Raw genomic sequence first — 17,869 nt, forward strand, 5'->3', positions numbered from 1 at the left:
CCATTCAGTCGTGATCTTAGTAGTTGACCAACTTATGACTTTATCACCATGCTGTTTTCCCCTTTAGGTTTCCCTTCTAGGTGAGGTGATTGGTAATAGGTCTTTCGTGAGTTAACCTAGATTAGTGCTATTTAATCAATTCTAAATCTACCCTTATGGGCGCACATACATCTCGATCAAATCGTCGAAGGTGACATCTTTTTGTGGATTATGCAGTTTTAATAAGTAGATATGTTGCTTAAGGTGGTTACGCTGCGCTTGTTCAAAGAATGCATTGTTAGATTCAGACAAACCTTGAATAACCATTGCGAAAACTTCTGCTACTTTATCAACCGGTCCACGCAGAATGTTTATATTTTTGGTATCAGGATTGGTTGGATCAATGTAGTAAACCGAGCTTGCAGGAATCTTATGTGCTTGAACTAATTTATATACCTTTTGACATAAATCATTACTGGGTTCAATAACAGTGACACCATTTAAAAATGTTCCTTTTACTTCTTCTGTATCATAATCGTTCTTTTTATACGCAGTTTCGAACTTATTTATGAAACGCACCATCCAGTGTAAATCTTGATTTATCATAGGAATAATTAAACTTGATGTTTTACCAGAACCAATTGGACCAATAATGATACCATTTAACGTTCTATCTTTCCCCTTAATCCGGACCATTTCTTTATGCTCAATATGCGGTCCAATTTCCACATCAGGGTATATCTGTTCTTCTTGGCTATTAAACCATTTTTGTAACTTGTGATTTTTATATTCGTATTTTTGTACCCACTTTAATATTTCTTCTCTGTAACGAACAATATGACCACTATACCAAAGTGTAAACAAGATCATAAAAACTGTAGGTAAAAAGACAAAAATCATAGTGAGTGTGTGAAAATTCCCTGTTAAAACATGACCTATGGCCTCATACTCCCCAAAATTAACATGCTTTGATTTATCTGTAAGATACGGAATAACCTTTGCATGAATCGGAGCAGTTGCAAACCATAAAAATTGAATATCAACTGCAATATGAGAAGCAATCAAAATTATTAATTTCCCATTCTTCACATGCAAAGCAGGAATACGGCTGTAAAACCTAAAACTAAATTCTCCTAAAAGTAAAGAGAAGAACATTAAAATAAGCGGTACATATGTAATTTCTATAGGATAAGACGGTGGTTCAAATGCATAGTAGAGTAACTTGATGTAGTTTACTAAACCAAATCCAAATGAAAGAATAAATCCGCTAATCAAGCCAATTGTAGTAAATAACGGTAATCGTTGTTTAAATGTCTGCATATAGGCTCACCTACCGCTTACAGATATAATTGAGCTTTATGTTTAAACTTGAATCTATTATTGAATTCTGGTTGGAATAATTCCTTTGATTTTTCAAAAAAGAATTTTGCTGCGTCTTCAGTTTGTTTTAAATATAAATCAATACTATCTCTTTCGCAGAGTTGGTTATATTCTTCTTGGGAAAGTACTGCAATATTTACTTCTATTTTTTTATTCGATGCCGTTTCAATAATTACATCATACCAATAGTAATTCGGTTTTCCTGGAATCTGGATATCTTGTAGAGAAACGCTAAACGTTGCGCCCTCTTCTGTCATATGTTTGAGGACTAGTTCAGGGTTTTTAAACGCTTCTCTAGCAGAGAGCACTCCCTCAGTTGTAGTAGTTGCATATTGTAAATCCATTTTAATTTTCCACCTTTCTCCATATAAAAAAAGGCAAGCGACACCCACTGTAAAAACAGCGTGTGTCGCTTGCCTTAATTTCATATGTTCTGATTTGATTGTAGTTTTTTGTGTTTAGTTCAAACGTAATTCTATCACCTTAAATAATAAAAATCAATAAAATTGTATAAAAGTATATAAAAAATTAATGATTAATATAATTCAACAAGCTTGCGTCTTTTCGGATGTATGTTATTTGCAGTACGTGCCATGATCTGTTCATCTGCGTCGATAGTAACACCTTCATTTTGGAGGGATAGCAGTAATACGTTGTCATAAGTGTCCATTAAAAGTATATCTCTACCCTTGTTGCGCTTTGGATAAATCACAACAAGTGGCACCCCTTCATCGCCTTCTCTTCTTGAAAACACAACGTCGTCTAATCTAGCAATCATTCGGTAATCATTTTCATTCCCAAAAATAAAGAAGAAATCTTGCATAGCATCTTTATCTCTTCTATACGTTCGTCTAAGACCGCCATCTATTGTTTCCTTAAATGTTTGGACTTTTTCAACATATGCGTAGCGCCAGTCAGCATCTCCTACTGTACGTTGAGATAAAGGTTGAAGAATATCTTGTTCAAAGTTTTGATTATCATCTATTCCTAGAATGATATCTGAAATAACATCTCCAGCTTCTTTCAAAGAGCAGATGTGTATATTTAGATTTGGAAGATTCATTAAAAGTTCATGATACTCTCGCATAGAAAATAAGAGATTTTTCATACGTACGTATGGTGGGTCAGCATCTTCTGCAAGAAACATCGATTTGTCATACATAACAAAAACAACAGTTATATTCTCATTGTTTTTTTGTGCATATTCAATATACTTCCCCACCTTTTCAATTAAGGTAGCATTCGTTTCTTTGCACATATCCATTTCAATGTAAATATTTTTGTCTTGATATGAAATGTGTTCATCGGGAATTAAGAGTAAACCTGCATCTTCAATTTCTGTTTTCTTTTGTTTTTGATGATATGAGCGAATATCTAGCTCACATAATAACTTATTTGTATTGGTTTTTTTCGATACTTCTAAAAGTGTACGTACTAACGTTTCTCGTGAACAGAGTGTATGTAACGAGATTGAAGAAGAATATCTACGTTTTGAAGATCCTGTAGGAATCCGTCCTATTTCTTGAAGGTAATCGACCATTCTATCTTTTAAGGAGAATGTCGCACGTCTGGTTATACTATCATCTCTTTTATCAATTTTTTTAGTTAAGATAGCACCGTATTTTGAAAAACGATTAAGCTTTGTAAACACACTATCCTCAGAAAAATCCCTACCTTCAAATGCACTATAAAGCTGAGTAATTTGTCGTGTAGTAAGATGCCTTTTGTAATATAAAAATGTGAATACAAATATATCAGCCTCTTTTAAACGAAAAGATTTCTGTGTGCCTTTACTTGTATATTTATACGTTTTACTTTTCATTATATACAACTCCATAACTCGAATTTATTTTCAATAAATAACAACCATTTCTATATATCTTATTACAGCAAAATTTTGTTGTAAATTATGAAAAGTTTAAACTGAATTTGCACGAATCTAGATACTAAAACTCGTACGCTGAAGTTTGGATTACTTCTCTTCCTAAAAATCTGCTAGAAACATTGATTTATATAGTCTTTTGGTCCTTTTAAAATTGTTCGGACGGAAGACATGTTTTAACCGAACAATTTTTTAAAGGATAAAGGATTGAAATAAAATTGTTAGGACGGCCTAACAATCTATTTAAACTATCACATTATATAAATCTGTGTTAAACATGCAGAAAATATAATAGATATCTAATTTGTGCATTGTAGTTTTTTATTGTAATCGGTTGTGATTTTAATAAAAAAAGCAGGTCGTTTAGACCCGCTTTTTTTAACGTTTTTTAAATGGATTTGAAGTTTTAAGAGTGCTAATAATATTCTCTTCTTCTTGTTGATTTTGTGTTGTAGTAACTTCACTAGTCTGACGTTTAAATGCAGAGTTTTTACCACCACTGAATCTTGATGCCCCGCCAAATCCTTGGTTTTTATTATAAGGATTGAATGTGTTCTTTTGTACACGATTCGTTGCAAAAGAAATATCTACTTTTTCTTCGTCCTGTTTACGTTGTGCTTCTTCTCTTAATTGCTCTTGTTTTTCAGCCAACTCTTTTCCTTCTCGCGCAAGAGATATATAGCGTTTAGGCATTGTCATACCAGCAAATATAGTGTAGCAAACCGCATATTCATTATCCCAAATTGGATCACCAAATTTACCAGCGATTTCATCCAATCTTTTATACTCTCCTAAGGTATTACGAATCTTATTTTCCGTATTAACATCTTTGAAGAAATCTGCGTTAGAAGGTCTTAAAACGAAACCACCATACATTGTTGCTGTTTCAAATTGATGTTCTGCTGAGAAGAATCCCTCTTCTAAACTTCTCTTAATACTATTTCCAAGTGAATGTAAATCAAATTTAGCAATTCTCGCTTTTCCAATTGTTAAGAAACGTCCTGGAATACTTAATAGTTTTATTAAATCCGATGGGTCATATGTAACGTTATCAGAACCATAGTTCTCTGGGATAATGTTTATTTCATGTAACGTACTCACTACATTATCGTTCGCAACTTCTTTCCAGTTTAAATATCTATTTTTCAGGTCTTTCGTGCCCTTTTGTGTTTCAATAATCCGTTGCATTTTAGTATTATCATTGATGATTACATTTGCTAATGGCTTTAGATCAGAATTTCCAAATAATCTGTCTTGCTCTCTCATAAATTCATCAATTTCACTTAGTAATACAAGTGCATTGTTAATTTCATCTGGATCACCGGATGGTAAGGAAATAAGCATAGATACTGGGCAAGGGAAAAACTGCTCACGAATTAATTGTAAAACAAGTGAACCCCAACCTGTTCCAACGCCACCACCAGCTCCAAGACAGATTAAGAATTGGTCTACAATTACCTCTCCCTCTTCATTTGTAAACTTTCGACCTAGCTCTTGTGCTAATTTATCAAGGTATCCATTAGCATTAGGATTAATTTCCGGGTCAAATAAGTCAGTCACAACAGCAGGTGTACGTGCAGCTCCCTTTAAACCATCAAAATGAATACGATCTTCTTTAATAATATTTTGTAAATGCATCATATCTGACTCTGCAAAGTTAACAGCTAATGTCGGATAGCAACTAGCTCCATTCGAAAACTTGTAACCAGCGAATAAATCAGCCTCTTTATTACCTTTTTGGCCAGCACCAATAACTCCCCATCGAATACTAATATCATTTACACTATGGTTAGCTGAATAGATATGTTCTAGTTCATTACTGTTTAATAACATATAAAATTCCTCCCCTATACTTATAAATTACGCATTTCTATTGCTTTTTGTTTAAAACATTCTACTATTTCTATGCCTAAATCCGATAAGGTATAAATCTTGGACCTTCCTACTCTAGTTTCATCAATATATCCTGCACAATAGAAACTATTTACGGTTGCAAAAACAGTAGGTTTACTTAGCTGTATCATTTCTGCCACAGCCGTTTTATTAAGCATTTGCGCTTCACCATTTTGATTAATAAATGCCATTAATACTTGATAGGCACAATCATCATTACCAATTCTTTCCGCAATTTCTGCAATGTTTAACGTATAAAAGTGATCCCTATTCATTGTTTAACTCCCATCTATTTTATTAATTCTTGAGAGTGGAAAAATTCACCTAACCTATTTATATCACAATGGAAATGGTATGTAAACTAAAAGTTAAACTAAGAATTAAACTATTTTTTAAACCTTAAGTCACACTAGAGCTACATATATCTTTCTAAAACCTTTCTAAATTTAAACCTAAAGTTAAACTGAAAATTAAACTGTTATTTATCTTTGTTAAAATTCTTCTATATTTATATAAATCTAATGTCGATATTTAATAATTGAATAGGTTCATAGGCATTTAAAAAATAACATCTTTAAAATTATCAAAATAAAAAAGTAGCAAGTCCATTTTTAGACTTGCTACTTAAATAAACCAAACTTAGAATCTAGTTCAAAGTTTACTTTCCAAATATTTTTTGTAAGAATGATTTTTTTGATTCTGTCTCAATTCGTTCTTGACGTTCTTTTCTTTTTTCTTGAATTAAAGTATCTATAAGATCCTGATTTCTACGTGCCACAATTTGCTCAAGCTCTTGTTTCTCGGTCTTTAGCTCATGCATTTGTTTTACCATTTCCACTTGTAGTTTGATACTTTGATCCAACTTTTCAGTCAAATCTTGAATTAATTCTGTTTGATACTCTACTTTTTTCTCTAGGTTTGTTTTAACCTGGTGTTCTTCTAATGCTACTGGAAGCTCGTCACCATTTAACCAAGAGCGAACTTTCTTATAGCTCCAATTTTGTTCTTGGATCTTCTTCTTAATAGATATAAACTTATTAATGTCATCTTCCGTGTAGCGACGATGCCCACCATTAGTTCTATTTATTTGTAGATTAAACTCTTCCTCGTATACTCTTAATAAGTCATTCGATAGCCCAGTAAGTTCAGATACTTCTTTCATTCTATATTCATTTTGTTCTTCGTTTGTTTTGTTCTCACTCATAGAAACAACACCTCCTTACAACCAAAAAACTTAGAAAGTCTCTTCCATGTTATATTCTACATAGAATGGGCATTATCTTCCTATAGATTACTCTACCATAGAAAAACTAGAAAATCTTAATATAATTCCACTAAAAATCAAGTATTTTTATATCTATAGATAACATGGTTTATCTATAGTATTGTGCATTCTAATATTCGTTCTACTTTTCTGTATCTTCTATATGGTTATCTAACAAAATTTAGATAGAATAAAACAAGGGATAACATTGATTTATCAAGGTTTAATATAAAACTAGAACAAACTTATACTAGTTTTAGTTCTAGTTTTATAGCTCGAACTCGCTGATTATTCCTTCAAGTTTTTCTTCTAATATCCGATTCTCGCTCACTAAAAATAAATTTTCTTGAGTAATATAAATTTGCAAAAACTCAAGAAAATTTATAGCGATATATTCAAATGAAGCAAATAATAGTTTGAGATTTAGCTACTAATAGAAAATAATAGAGTGAATTTCGTATTTATTAAGTGATTCATAGGAGTAACAATAAATACGAAATTGATATAATAAGAACCAAATGACCTAAATAGTATGTTGTTGAGCTGTAAATAACTCTTTTGTTTGTGTTTGATTAAACACAAGGTTTCTTACTAAGTTTAGGAATCTGTATAAATACTATTATTCAAAATTAGAATATGTATATTGGTATATAACCCTTTAAAATAAAGGGTTTTTATCAATATAGAATCGATCTTTTCTAGATTTACATCTAACTTATTTTAGTTAGTGTTTATATCTTTTTTTAACTTTTATTCTAGTAATCTTTTTGTATTGATTTTAAGATCGTATTCATTGTACAAAAATAGAGAAAATGAGGTTAATGTGGCATATGATTTATAAATTCTTAAATTTATAAACTTAGAATTCATACGTTTTATTATTAATTCCATGTTTTTGCTGTTTGCTTTACTGAATCATTTCTATGTTTTTTTCTTTGTTTACTATGCTAATTTATGATAAATTAGAATTGGAAGTATTGGTTGAAAACGTTGTTATATAAGGGTTATTGTTAATGTTGGAATGTATATTTTCTAGTTTTGAAACCACTTTATAACATTCATTATATTCCGCATATGGTTCAATATATTTAGAAGTCTTTCTGTATTTAAGAATATAAAACTAGAAAACTTCTTTTTTTCGAAAATAGAACAATAGCATAACTGTATTAAACAGGAAATTGTTATATAAAAAAAAGACGATTTTATAAAAAATCGTCTTGCAAGTACCAAAAAATGCATATATGATTACATTAAAATGCGGCAAAACTTAGCTATAGTTATAGTTTTGCCGCAATTAACTAAAAATAAACATAAAAAAGCAAAAAAAAAAGATCTTTCAGCTTGATAAAATAGCGCCAACTATTTCATCGAGGTTAATCTCTAGGAACCCAACAAACTCTTATTGATTGAAAGTTATACTTACAATATTACCTAGATTAAACTTTAGCTTCAAAACCTTTTTTGATTTGTATAAATTTATAAGATAATTTTACTTGATCTTATAAATTTGTGCAACTGAAAAAGGCGATTTTCTTGCGTATTTTGAGCATTGTTTATCTAGAAATATACAAAAATCATCTAGATTTAAGTAGATTTTTGTATATGTGATATTACAGTGTCTTTTTTTGTGCTCTTTTCGGAAGGAGTCATTTAGAATAATGAGTACACGTTTGAATTTTTCTCAGCAGAACTTTAAAGTTCATGGGGTTAAGTTTTTTAATGGACTTTTTAATATTGTAAAACTAGAAAATGAACGCAAAGAATTACCATCCTCAGCATTAGCGACTTATATCTTATTGCACTTTGAATGCAATGATATAGGAATGCTGCCACGTGAATTTCAAATAATGGATCTTGCTAAGAAAAGTGGGATTCCCTACACAACAATTTATACAGGATTTCAAGTTTGCTTGGAGCGTAAGCTCGTAAGAGAAACACCTGTTGGAAATCGTACTGTTTATGAAATTGTAGATTATGCATTGTACAACCACACTGCTGCAGAAACTACAGATATGATAAATATATCGTTATCGTATTTCCGTATTCCATTTTATTTAATTCAAACAACTATACTAAGTAGCCTTGTAAAGGCTCGAGATAATAGAGGAATTATGTTTCTTTTAGAATTAATCAACACATTTTCGAGAAAATTGGTATGGAACATTATAAGCACAAGATTGAAGATTTCGAGATTACGAGAAAAATGGCTTTTCTAAAGAAAAAGTTGAAGCGTAATGCAAAGAAAGTGCGACAATACATAGAGATTGTAAAGCCTATTATTAAATTTAATGCAGTAGATCCTAAAGATAAGAAACCAAGTGAGTCTCGTATTACACGTGTTAGAAGGCAGGTACAACAAGTTATTATTGAAAAGTTTAATGTCATTTTTTCTTCGAATTGTGTTATTGAAAATGATAAAAAAGAATTACATAGACCTATAGCGAAGTGTAGAAAAGAAGCGGTATCTCGTTTGAAACATATGGGACAAGCGTTAAGAAAAAAAGATAAAGAAAATATAATGACTGCATTTAGACAAGAAATTGTTGATATCGCAATCTATTTACCAACAATACAAAAACAAAATGAATTATTAATATATGCAATGACTTATGCATTAGATCAAGTTGAATGTTGTATGAAAGAGCAAGAAATATTCTCTATTCCAGCATTCATGCGTGTACAGTTTAGAGATGCCTGGATTTATTTTAAGGAGAAAAGTTTGTCTGTAGGAGAAAGCAGCGATATAAGAACAAATTATCATAGGCAACATGGTGATTATCCAGAATTTATGTAGTATTTTTAAAAAAATATAGAAACAGCCCTTGTTAAAAAATCACTAAAAAGCAAGGGTTATTTGGCATGTTCTTTACTTTGAAAACATGCTTTTTTGTTTAGGAACATGTAGCTACGAGCATTTTTACGCAAGTATATAAGCTGTTTATGCTATGTTTGAATACGATTCAGTTTGTTTATAATACGATTCATTACTTGTGAGTATCTTAGTAATATTATTTTAGACTTGTGAATTCTGAGTAATATGGTATTTAACTTCTTATTTTGTGATTTATATGATGTATGGCTTGTTTGTATTGGGGATATTACGATAGGGAATTTATCTTAATAGCAAGGAACGTATGTGATACAAGACTTTAGAGGTATTTTTTAAATCTCTTTATAATTAATAATTGTGTTAAGTTATATATATATCTTGTTAATCTTATATAAACTACTTGTGATTATTTATATTTAATTTATTGTAATTTTTTAGATTAAATACATAGCAAAAATAGAGAAAAAGGAGTAAATATATGTTCACACGGATTCGATAAAAGTATTGACTTTTAAAATTCATAGAGGTATTCTTGTATGTGAACAACAATTAACTAAGAGAAATATATAAATTAATAGATTTAATTTTTAGCTAAACGGACACACCGAAGGCACATAACCTGCCATCGGTGTGTCTTTTTTTGTTTAAAAACCATAATCTTTATAAGGAGACGAGAAAAAATGAATGAAATTATTAACGAAAGCAAAGAAAGATTTGAAAAGTATTGTAAAGACAATACAGATTTTGAAACAAAAATAGAATCTCTTATTAATTACTATTTTTTATTAATTGCTGATCAAGCAAATATTTTACAAGATAGAGAATTTGGTAATGAAATTGAAGAAAAGAAATTTAAAAACGATCTTAAAAAATTTGAAACTTTATTCCCAGCTGCCAGTAAAAATGCATTTCTTAAGGGATACCAACTAGGATTAGAGTTTCTAAGACATCCAGAAACAGTAATACCAGATGAGCTATTTACTAATCCTAATTTTGTACAAGATATTCCTTTTGCAATTGTAAATGCTGCGGAATTTAATATTTATGAATTAATTAGAACAGATGAAACCCAGGAGTTTAGCGTATTTGCTGTTCGTACTTATGAAGGAATTAAGCCACTTATGGAACAAATCTTTAGTGAAATTGCATTATATGGTGCAGAAATGGCACTTGAACATGAAAGAGAAGAGAAGGGACTGCAGATAGAAGAAGGGAAAAGAACCTTCCTTACAAATGTACCTATTGATCGTTTATTTACTATCACTCCATCTATTACTGCAAATGTTGTACATGCAGAAAAACAATGTGAAATCTGGAATTTAAATTGGAATGCAAAACTAACTTTAGATAATCCATTTGTTGAATTAGCGCAAGTTACGATTGTATATAAAGAAAGAACGAATATACAAAAGGATCTTCAAGAAGGATTCCTGTATGAGCAAATTTTATTTGGTAACATGCCGTTAGAAGAAATACAAGATCGCTTTGAGATCCGTGTAAAATACAGTCTTCTTGATAATGCCCCACGTAATTTAGGAGGTTTTGAAATAGAAGCACTTCTTACTGAATTACTAAAAAAATTACAAGATGAAACACAGGTGCCGTTTGAAAATATGGTATTACTTTAAAAGTGTTTTTCTATAGAGAGGGGATTTTATGACAAAAAAAATCGTTTTAGCTATTAGCGATACTGTATATACGGCATATTTGCGTGAGGATTTTATTGGTGCAGGATTTGAAGTAGCTGATAGTGATGTGATGCACATCAAGTACCTAGATGAAATTCTAGATACGGAACAGCCCAATATTCTATGTATTAATGACAAACGATTAAATATTGATGCGGGACATGAAGAGAAACGTGAATTGATTATCTTACAGAAATTAAGAGATATTCGCTTTAATCGGGATATTCGTATTGTGGTATTTACAGAGCGTGAAAATGATGATGAGTTTTTGGCGAAACTGATTTATCTAGGTATCTATGACATTTTTAACTCTCGTAAAATTGATATTGATAATAAAGTCATCCCGCAGCTACTACAGGAATCGGATATTAAAAATGTAGCGGAAATCGTAGGAGCAAGTCAGGCACCGCAACAAACAAAGTTGCCCGAGGTTCCTGTTGATGAAGAAGAAGCATCAAGTGAATTAGAGGGAGGCGGCGACAGTGAACCTGGCTCTAATTCCAACAAACTATTTAAAAACAAACAAAAGCGTAAGTCCGTTTCAGAGAAGATGCCAAAAGCACCTGTTATAAAAAAACAGTATAAATTGGCTTTTGAGCCGGTATATGAAAAACAAATCGGTATTGCTATTCCAAGAAGAACAATTGTTGTGGCCAGCATGAACAGGAGAAGTGGTGCTACTTTTGTTTCACATCTTTTAGCTGCGTATTTAAATGAACTACAGATTGATGTGAATTATATAGAGAATCTATATGATGATGGTTATACGTATCCGTTATTAAAGGGATATACTGAGGCACCAGAAAACTATCGTAGTGAATTTATGTTGCAGAGATATAAAGAGATGCTACAGAAGGAATCTGATATATTATCAATTCCAAAATGGAAGCAAGGCAAAATAAATTATATTGTAAAGAATCCTATTGTGGATCAAGAGCTAAAAAACGAGACAGAGCAGGATTTTGACCATTTTATTAAGGTTTTATTGGCCAACCAAGAAGCACCTATATCTATTATTGATGCAGGGAACGATTGGGATAAAGATTTATACCATGAGATTTGTGAAATGGCGGATTACATATTCTTTGTAGCGGAACCAGATCTGCATCAATTGCTAAAGATAGTGCATCCTCTTACACAAAAAGAGAGAAAGCTCGTTTCTTACTTAGCTTTAGAGAAAACGAGAATCATTGGGAATAAGTTTTCGCCTACTCTTTTAAAGCATGAAGTAGTAGAAGAATGTTTTGGAGATAAGGTATTAACTGCTTTACCACCATATGAGATAGAAGATGTATTTGAATCTCAATTAAATAGTAGTACGTTACTATCTAGTCGGAACTATTATAAAGAGCTAGAAGGAATAATGAAGGAAATAGCAGAGTTATTGCTACCAAACCAATTGTTGAACCAAAAGAAAAGTACCATTTTAAGTGGTTTTCGATTTCGGAAGTCTGAAAGTTAAGGGAGGATGAAGAGGGATGCAAAAGTTTATTGTTGCAGCAAGTATGTTGCTGTTATTTGTAGGTTGTCTATTTTTTGTAACTGATATGGTGATTGGAGATACAACACATACCGATAATAAATCGTCTTTAGAAAGAGGTGGCGAGATAGCTTTGGCTAAGTCTGTAAAAATAGGTACTCTTCGTGCAGAAGAAGAAATAGCTATTGATGCAGAAAAAGCGAAAAAAGAGTTTGAAAAAGCGTATAACAGTAATGCGGATTTTAAAGATCCTGCTTCAAAACGTAACTTTACTGTCTATGATGTACAGGAGAAACCAGCAATGATTGCTGTCGAAGGTGATGCGGAAGCTGCTAGTTATTTTAAGCAATTTGATGAGAAAAAAGAAACAATAAAGAGTAAAGCAAGAAGTATTATTATCTACGATGCAAATGCAAAAGAAAAACAATTAGGTGGAAACGTAAAATAAAGAAAAAGAGTAGGTGCATTAAGAATGCAAAATACAGTAACTACAGCTCTATTCCTTACCCTTTCTTTATTATTAATCAGCCTTTTACCCGAAGGTGTTTTGTATGGAATACAGTTAGTAAAAGCACATAACTTTGCTTCTGATATGGTTGAAATCGCAGAGAATAATGGGGGATTTCAATATGATTACAATGGAAAAAGGGTTGATTTAATCCCAGGGATAGAGAAAAGGATGAAGGAAGAAAAGATGGATGGTTGGAAGTATGAGTATACAAAGGGACGTGTTGATCATAATCAATCCCTTTCTTTTAAGGTGAAGGCAGAACACCATTTCTTCATATTTAAGCTGATTGGGGTAGATGGTATAAAGGCTCCGATATGGGCGAGTAAAGATGGAATGGGACAAGTGTATTTTAAGTAATAATAATTCAAAGATTTTCACTATAAAAAACTATACTGAAAAGTATGGTTTTTTTGCTAGAAAAATATATTTAAAAATAAATATATAAAAATACTTTACAAGCCTATTACTATATGGTAATATTTTCCATATAGAACAGCGGTAATAAAAAAACTCTAATTAATAAATTAATATGTTAAAGTATCTGGATTTTATGTTTAAATTCGGTACAATAAAAGAATCTATAAAAAAACTAATATATTTGGAGGAACAAACAATGGCAAACAAATTTTTAAAAACAGCAACAGCATTAACAATTATGGGTACATCATTATTAGGAGCAGGAGCATTTACTGCTAAGGCTGATAACACAGACTCATTAAAATTCAATGATGTTCCAGCAAATCACTGGTCTACAAAAGCAATTTATGATTTAACAAACCGTAAGGTAGTGCAAGGGTACGGAAATAATATCTTTGGCTTTGGTGACAATGTAACTCGTGGGCAAGTTGCTCGTATGATTTATATGTACGTTAAGCCAGCAGATGCAGATGCTAGCTTCAAAAATCCTTTTACTGATATTAAAGGACACTTGTTTGAAAAAGAAATCTTAGCACTTGCTAAAGCAGGACTTGTAAATGGATTTGGTGATGGGAAATATGGTCCAGATGATATTTTAACTCGTGAACAAATGGCACAAGTGCTTACAAATGCATTTAAATTTAAGGCAACGAAAACAACAAAATTTGCAGATGTTGATAAAAATTCTTGGTCTTACGGTGCAATTAGTGCATTAGAGGAAAATGGGGTTACAATTGGTACAGGAGGTAATATGTATTCTCCAACAATGTCTGTAACACGTGAAGCGTATAGTCAGTTCTTATATAACTCTATTAATGCAGTTGAAAAAGAAACAAAACCAGAAGTGAAGCCAGATCCAAAACCAGAAGTGAAGCCAGATCCAAAACCAGAAGTGAAGCCAGATCCAAAACCAGAAGTGAAGCCAGATCCAAAACCAGAAGTGAAGCCAGATCCAAAACCAGAAGTGAAACCAGATCCAAAACCAGAAGTGAAACCAGATCCAAAACCAGAAGTGAAGCCAGATCCAGAACCAGAAGTGAAACCAGATCCAAAACCAGAAGTGAAACCAGATCCAAAACCAGAAGTGAAACCAGATCCAGAACCAGAAGTGAAACCAGATCCAGAACCAGAAGTGAAACCAGAACAGCCTAAATTGCCTGAGGGATTAGACGTTGAGATTGCACAACCTGACTTTGATTACAATCCTGAAGCTTTGAAAAATGAAAGTGTGCAAAAACAATTATCAACAGAAGCACAAAATATAGTAAAAGAAATCAATAAAAAATACAATACAAATCTAAAATATAAAGATTTAAGAGGAGGAGTACGTATTTTGGATAAAGATATGTATCTTCCAGCTGGTTCAATAGGCGCACAATTTGCAATTGAAGGTTCTGTAAATAGTAATTATAAAATTTATTTTTTAGATAATAATCCAGCAACTGTAGAATTAGCTAAAAGATGGGTTACCTTCTTAAGTGGATTGAATTTAGAGCAAGAAATTGATGAAACTATTGCGCAAGACTCTATTAACAATTATCAAAAAGGTAATTATAAGGTCCGTATTGGTCAAACTGCAGCTTTTGATACAATGTATATTCAAATTGAAACAAAATAATGGTATACTAAGTATTATAAAATATGAATATGATATTTAATTAAGCATACGTAAAGGACACACCTTACGTACCATCCTAATGGTACAGGTGTGTCCTTTTTTATGTTTCAGGAGGAGAAAAAAATGAAATTAAAAAGAGGTTTACTATTTATTTGTACTTCAACTATGCTTGCTATACCTAGTATGGCAAGTGCTAAAAATAACGATGTCCCATTCTATAACGGTCAAAATGATTCTTTTTTGACTTCGCTTAACTTACAGTTGCCAGGAAAGTATTATAGACCTGGAAGTGGATATGCAGCTAAAGAATCTTTATATAGGGCCGATGTTCACTTTCCTGCTGTATATAACGGTTCTTTTAATTGGGAGAACCCAAGGGAGAATTTAGTACAAGCTGACGATACTTCAGAGCCATATATTCGAATTGCAAATGAAGGTTATTTAAATGGTAAAGTACCAGCTGGTGACCGTATGGTGACTGAAGTAGAAAGGGTAAATAATTCTGTTATTTCTAGTAAATATTGGGGAAACCCAGAATTCGTTTTAGATAATATAGATAAACATATGATACAAACTTATGAAAGTTATAGAGAACTTGGGCAGTTTTATTGGATTAGAGACATAGCCTATCTCGCTGGTGGATACGCAGGAGCTGGTGGTGTAGAAGGTGTAAATAGGTATAGCTTGTGGTATGTACGTACAAGTAAACCAGAAATAAAAGATTTTAAAGCTAAGAGTGGAAAAAAAGATATCCCGGTTAAATTTACATTTAGCGGATATGAGTATGTAAGTAAAAATAAAGGATATAATGATCGGGATCCAAATGGCACAACAGTTAATCCTTATCAAAAAGCTGCTGGAGAGCGGAACCGAGTGAAATGGATGTTAGAAATTACAAAAGATGGTGAAACTGTGCATCATCAAGAAAATTACTTACGTTCAACTCCACAAAAAGATAATGAAAAGTCTAATGAAGGAGATGCTGGAAAGTTTGTAAAAGATGATGTGAAATGGCAGCCGCAAATGTGTGGGCGATATACTGCGAAAATTAAAGTGCTTGATGCTGTTCAAAGGGAATCGAACGAGAAAACCGCTGATTTCACCATAGATGGTAACTGTGGTACAGAAGTAACACCTAATCCAAATCCAGGTGATGAAGATGATTTTAAATATAAAATTGATTTCTCTGCTGATCGAATTGAAGGAGAAACAGCAAGAGAAGGAAAGAATATTAAAACAAGAGTAGATGTATCACGTGATAATTTTAAACCAGAGCGTGATCAATATAGAGCAAAGGTAAACAACAACATTAACAAGTCTCAACAAGAAGTAAATAGCTCTGAATCGGAAAGAGATAGCGCTCAATCTAGTCTAAGTTATTGTCGCCGTAATCCAATTCATGAAGTAGATGCCGAGGGAAAGGATCACTATTATGATAGAGACTGCTCTTGGGAAGAAAATAAACTAGATAGTGCTGCAAGTAAGCTAGATAATGCAAGACAAAAGTTTGAAAAAGAGAAGAATAAACTTAAAAAATTAGATGTATTAGAAGAAAAATATACGAACCCTGAAACAGTAGTTGTGTTAAAACATAATGGACAACAAGTATCAACACAAAAGGTAAGATTAACTGAGGGAGAAAAGAAAACCTTAAACCTTGACTGGCAACATAAAGGGAAAGGAACAATTCAGGCGGAAATTAACCCTGCTGGTAATCGCATAGACATAGAGGAAACTACGTATAAAAATAATCCTATTAAAACAGCTATCTATGCACCATCACATGAAAAAGGGATGTGCGGTGTAACAAGTGTAAAAGGTGTAGTAGAAACAGTAAGTGAACGTGTGTCAAAAGAGGACACAGTGGGAGAAATGTTCTATGAAACATTAAGTGGAAGTATAGATAATTTGGCACCATCTAAGCTTCATTCTGGCTATGGGTTTTCGTATGAAGTAAACGGAAAGTATAAAAATGATTGGAATGAAAATTACCCTGGTGTATTTGCCGCTGCTAAGGCACAATACCCATTTGCAGACGAAGGATTAAAGTCTACCCAAGATTTAGATAAGAAGGAACTAAAAGATAATACAGCGAAGTTCCTACCTAAAAATATGTATATGTCTGAATCAACTGGCCATGTGTTTGATAGTAAAAGACCGACCAAGTCTTTATATTGGGATGGACAAGAGAAAATCATTGATGGTGGCCAAAAATGGTATTCACCACTAAAGACAAAAGACGGTGTATATACCTTTAATGTAGAAACAGCTCCAGCAGGTATCAATGAAATGAGTTTATGTTTAACTGGGCAAGTAGAGATTAAGGGTGTTGCGTACGATGATTTCATAAAAAGAAGAGTATTTCCGGATGATCCATTCCCTGGAGGAAGTGGAGTAGGATGGAATTGGGTAGGGAATGAGGAACTACTTCATAACCTAACTGATTGGTATTACATGAAGACTGGGAAATAAACATAGAATATAGTATAATTAGGTGAGTCGACAAAATAATATATCCATCTTAACTAGTAGCTGAATGGATAAACCAAAGGCACATCCCTTAATGGGATGTGCCTTTTTTTTCATAGAAAGGGGAAATTAGAGTGGATAAAAAGAAGAAACAACGTGTTAGACGTGTCATTATTATGGGGATTGTTGCAATGATTGGAAACGAATTTCAAGATCGGAATTGGAAAAGCTATGCTCCTGCAAAGTATTTTGAAACAGGAACGAAATTGATTTCGTATTAAAAGTACTTTGTTTTGTTTCACTAATAACTATAGTAGATGAATACACATGACATGTACTATAGTTGATGTTATAATATGTGTAGAAGTATTATAAAGATAGTTTTTGCATAAACTAATAAAGACGAAGTGCTGGTAACACTTCGCCTTATGTAACTGCTACCGCAAGGTGGATGGTTG

General features: G+C 32.3%; 12 protein-coding genes and 2 pseudogenes. 8 read left to right on the forward strand and 6 right to left on the reverse strand.

Going from position 1 to position 17,869, the window contains the following annotated elements:
- Positions 1-165 precede the first annotated feature (165 nt).
- From ACS2CR_RS28650 to ACS2CR_RS28675, 6 genes and pseudogenes are all read right to left on the reverse strand, one after another.
- Positions 166-1,299 (reverse strand): annotated as a pseudogene (locus tag ACS2CR_RS28650) (conjugal transfer protein TraG); the annotation flags it as partial.
- 17 nt (positions 1,300-1,316) lie between these two features.
- On the reverse strand, positions 1,317-1,703 hold the full coding sequence (locus ACS2CR_RS28655) for a hypothetical protein (protein ID WP_000365741.1): 387 nt from the start codon (positions 1,701-1,703) through the stop codon (positions 1,317-1,319).
- A gap of 191 nt (positions 1,704-1,894) precedes the next feature.
- Positions 1,895-3,181 (reverse strand): replication-relaxation family protein, encoded by a 1,287-nt coding sequence (locus ACS2CR_RS28660; protein ID WP_000837863.1) that lies wholly within the window; start codon positions 3,179-3,181, stop codon positions 1,895-1,897.
- Positions 3,182-3,619: 438 nt separating this feature from the next.
- Positions 3,620-5,074: a cell division protein FtsZ gene (locus tag ACS2CR_RS28665; RefSeq protein ID WP_000926087.1), complete on the reverse strand. Its 1,455-nt coding sequence runs from the start codon at positions 5,072-5,074 to the stop codon at positions 3,620-3,622.
- Positions 5,075-5,094: 20 nt separating this feature from the next.
- Positions 5,095-5,409 carry a hypothetical protein gene (locus ACS2CR_RS28670; RefSeq protein WP_001078054.1) on the reverse strand — a complete coding sequence of 105 codons (315 nt, stop codon included), beginning with the start codon at positions 5,407-5,409 and terminating at the stop codon, positions 5,095-5,097.
- 383 nt (positions 5,410-5,792) lie between these two features.
- The gene (locus tag ACS2CR_RS28675) at positions 5,793-6,338 is read right to left on the reverse strand and encodes a MerR family transcriptional regulator (RefSeq protein WP_001293662.1); all 546 of its coding nucleotides are present in this window, start codon (positions 6,336-6,338) and stop codon (positions 5,793-5,795) included.
- Between the two features lie 1,718 nt (positions 6,339-8,056).
- Between ACS2CR_RS28675 and ACS2CR_RS28680 the strand changes: the two are divergent.
- The 8 genes and pseudogenes from ACS2CR_RS28680 to ACS2CR_RS28715 all read left to right on the forward strand — a co-directional run bounded on the left by ACS2CR_RS28680 (position 8,057) and on the right by ACS2CR_RS28715 (position 17,692).
- A pseudogene (locus ACS2CR_RS28680) lies at positions 8,057-9,192 on the forward strand (hypothetical protein).
- Positions 9,193-9,908: 716 nt separating this feature from the next.
- A complete protein-coding gene (locus ACS2CR_RS28685) occupies positions 9,909-10,856 on the forward strand; it encodes a hypothetical protein (protein ID WP_001002529.1) in 948 nt (315 codons plus the stop codon).
- Positions 10,857-10,884: 28 nt separating this feature from the next.
- Positions 10,885-12,378 carry a hypothetical protein gene (locus ACS2CR_RS28690; protein ID WP_000162560.1) on the forward strand — a complete coding sequence of 498 codons (1,494 nt, stop codon included), beginning with the start codon at positions 10,885-10,887 and terminating at the stop codon, positions 12,376-12,378.
- Between the two features lie 16 nt (positions 12,379-12,394).
- Complete coding sequence (locus ACS2CR_RS28695; protein ID WP_098293700.1) at positions 12,395-12,844, forward strand: DUF5411 family protein; 450 nt, start codon at positions 12,395-12,397, stop codon at positions 12,842-12,844.
- 24 nt (positions 12,845-12,868) lie between these two features.
- Positions 12,869-13,264 (forward strand): DUF4320 family protein, encoded by a 396-nt coding sequence (locus ACS2CR_RS28700; protein ID WP_153598886.1) that lies wholly within the window; start codon positions 12,869-12,871, stop codon positions 13,262-13,264.
- A gap of 193 nt (positions 13,265-13,457) precedes the next feature.
- A complete protein-coding gene (locus ACS2CR_RS28705) occupies positions 13,458-14,942 on the forward strand; it encodes an S-layer homology domain-containing protein (RefSeq protein ID WP_438906110.1) in 1,485 nt (494 codons plus the stop codon).
- A 123-nt stretch (positions 14,943-15,065) separates the two neighbouring features.
- Positions 15,066-17,414 (forward strand): hypothetical protein, encoded by a 2,349-nt coding sequence (locus tag ACS2CR_RS28710; RefSeq protein ID WP_060852767.1) that lies wholly within the window; start codon positions 15,066-15,068, stop codon positions 17,412-17,414.
- 131 nt (positions 17,415-17,545) lie between these two features.
- On the forward strand, positions 17,546-17,692 hold the full coding sequence (locus tag ACS2CR_RS28715; protein ID WP_153598631.1) for a hypothetical protein: 147 nt from the start codon (positions 17,546-17,548) through the stop codon (positions 17,690-17,692).
- The last annotated feature ends 177 nt before the right edge of the window (positions 17,693-17,869 follow it).

This window comes from Bacillus cereus group sp. BceL291, from assembly GCF_051776705.1.
GTDB lineage: Bacteria > Bacillota > Bacilli > Bacillales > Bacillaceae_G > Bacillus_A > Bacillus_A cereus.

What these genes read in the sequence shown, in the direction of transcription:
- ACS2CR_RS28670 (WP_001078054.1), bottom strand. Translation starts at nt 5,409, where the DNA reads ATGAATAGGGATCACTTTTATACGTTAAACATTGCAGAAATTGCGGAA.
- ACS2CR_RS28685 (WP_001002529.1), top strand. Translation starts at nt 9,909, where the DNA reads ATGAATGAAATTATTAACGAAAGCAAAGAAAGATTTGAAAAGTATTGT.
- ACS2CR_RS28665 (WP_000926087.1), bottom strand. Translation starts at nt 5,074, where the DNA reads ATGTTATTAAACAGTAATGAACTAGAACATATCTATTCAGCTAACCAT.
- ACS2CR_RS28660 (WP_000837863.1), bottom strand. Translation starts at nt 3,181, where the DNA reads ATGAAAAGTAAAACGTATAAATATACAAGTAAAGGCACACAGAAATCT.
- ACS2CR_RS28710 (WP_060852767.1), top strand. Translation starts at nt 15,066, where the DNA reads ATGAAATTAAAAAGAGGTTTACTATTTATTTGTACTTCAACTATGCTT.
- ACS2CR_RS28655 (WP_000365741.1), bottom strand. Translation starts at nt 1,703, where the DNA reads ATGGATTTACAATATGCAACTACTACAACTGAGGGAGTGCTCTCTGCT.
- ACS2CR_RS28675 (WP_001293662.1), bottom strand. Translation starts at nt 6,338, where the DNA reads ATGAGTGAGAACAAAACAAACGAAGAACAAAATGAATATAGAATGAAA.
- ACS2CR_RS28690 (WP_000162560.1), top strand. Translation starts at nt 10,885, where the DNA reads ATGACAAAAAAAATCGTTTTAGCTATTAGCGATACTGTATATACGGCA.
- ACS2CR_RS28700 (WP_153598886.1), top strand. Translation starts at nt 12,869, where the DNA reads ATGCAAAATACAGTAACTACAGCTCTATTCCTTACCCTTTCTTTATTA.
- ACS2CR_RS28705 (WP_438906110.1), top strand. Translation starts at nt 13,458, where the DNA reads ATGTTTAAATTCGGTACAATAAAAGAATCTATAAAAAAACTAATATAT.
- ACS2CR_RS28695 (WP_098293700.1), top strand. Translation starts at nt 12,395, where the DNA reads ATGCAAAAGTTTATTGTTGCAGCAAGTATGTTGCTGTTATTTGTAGGT.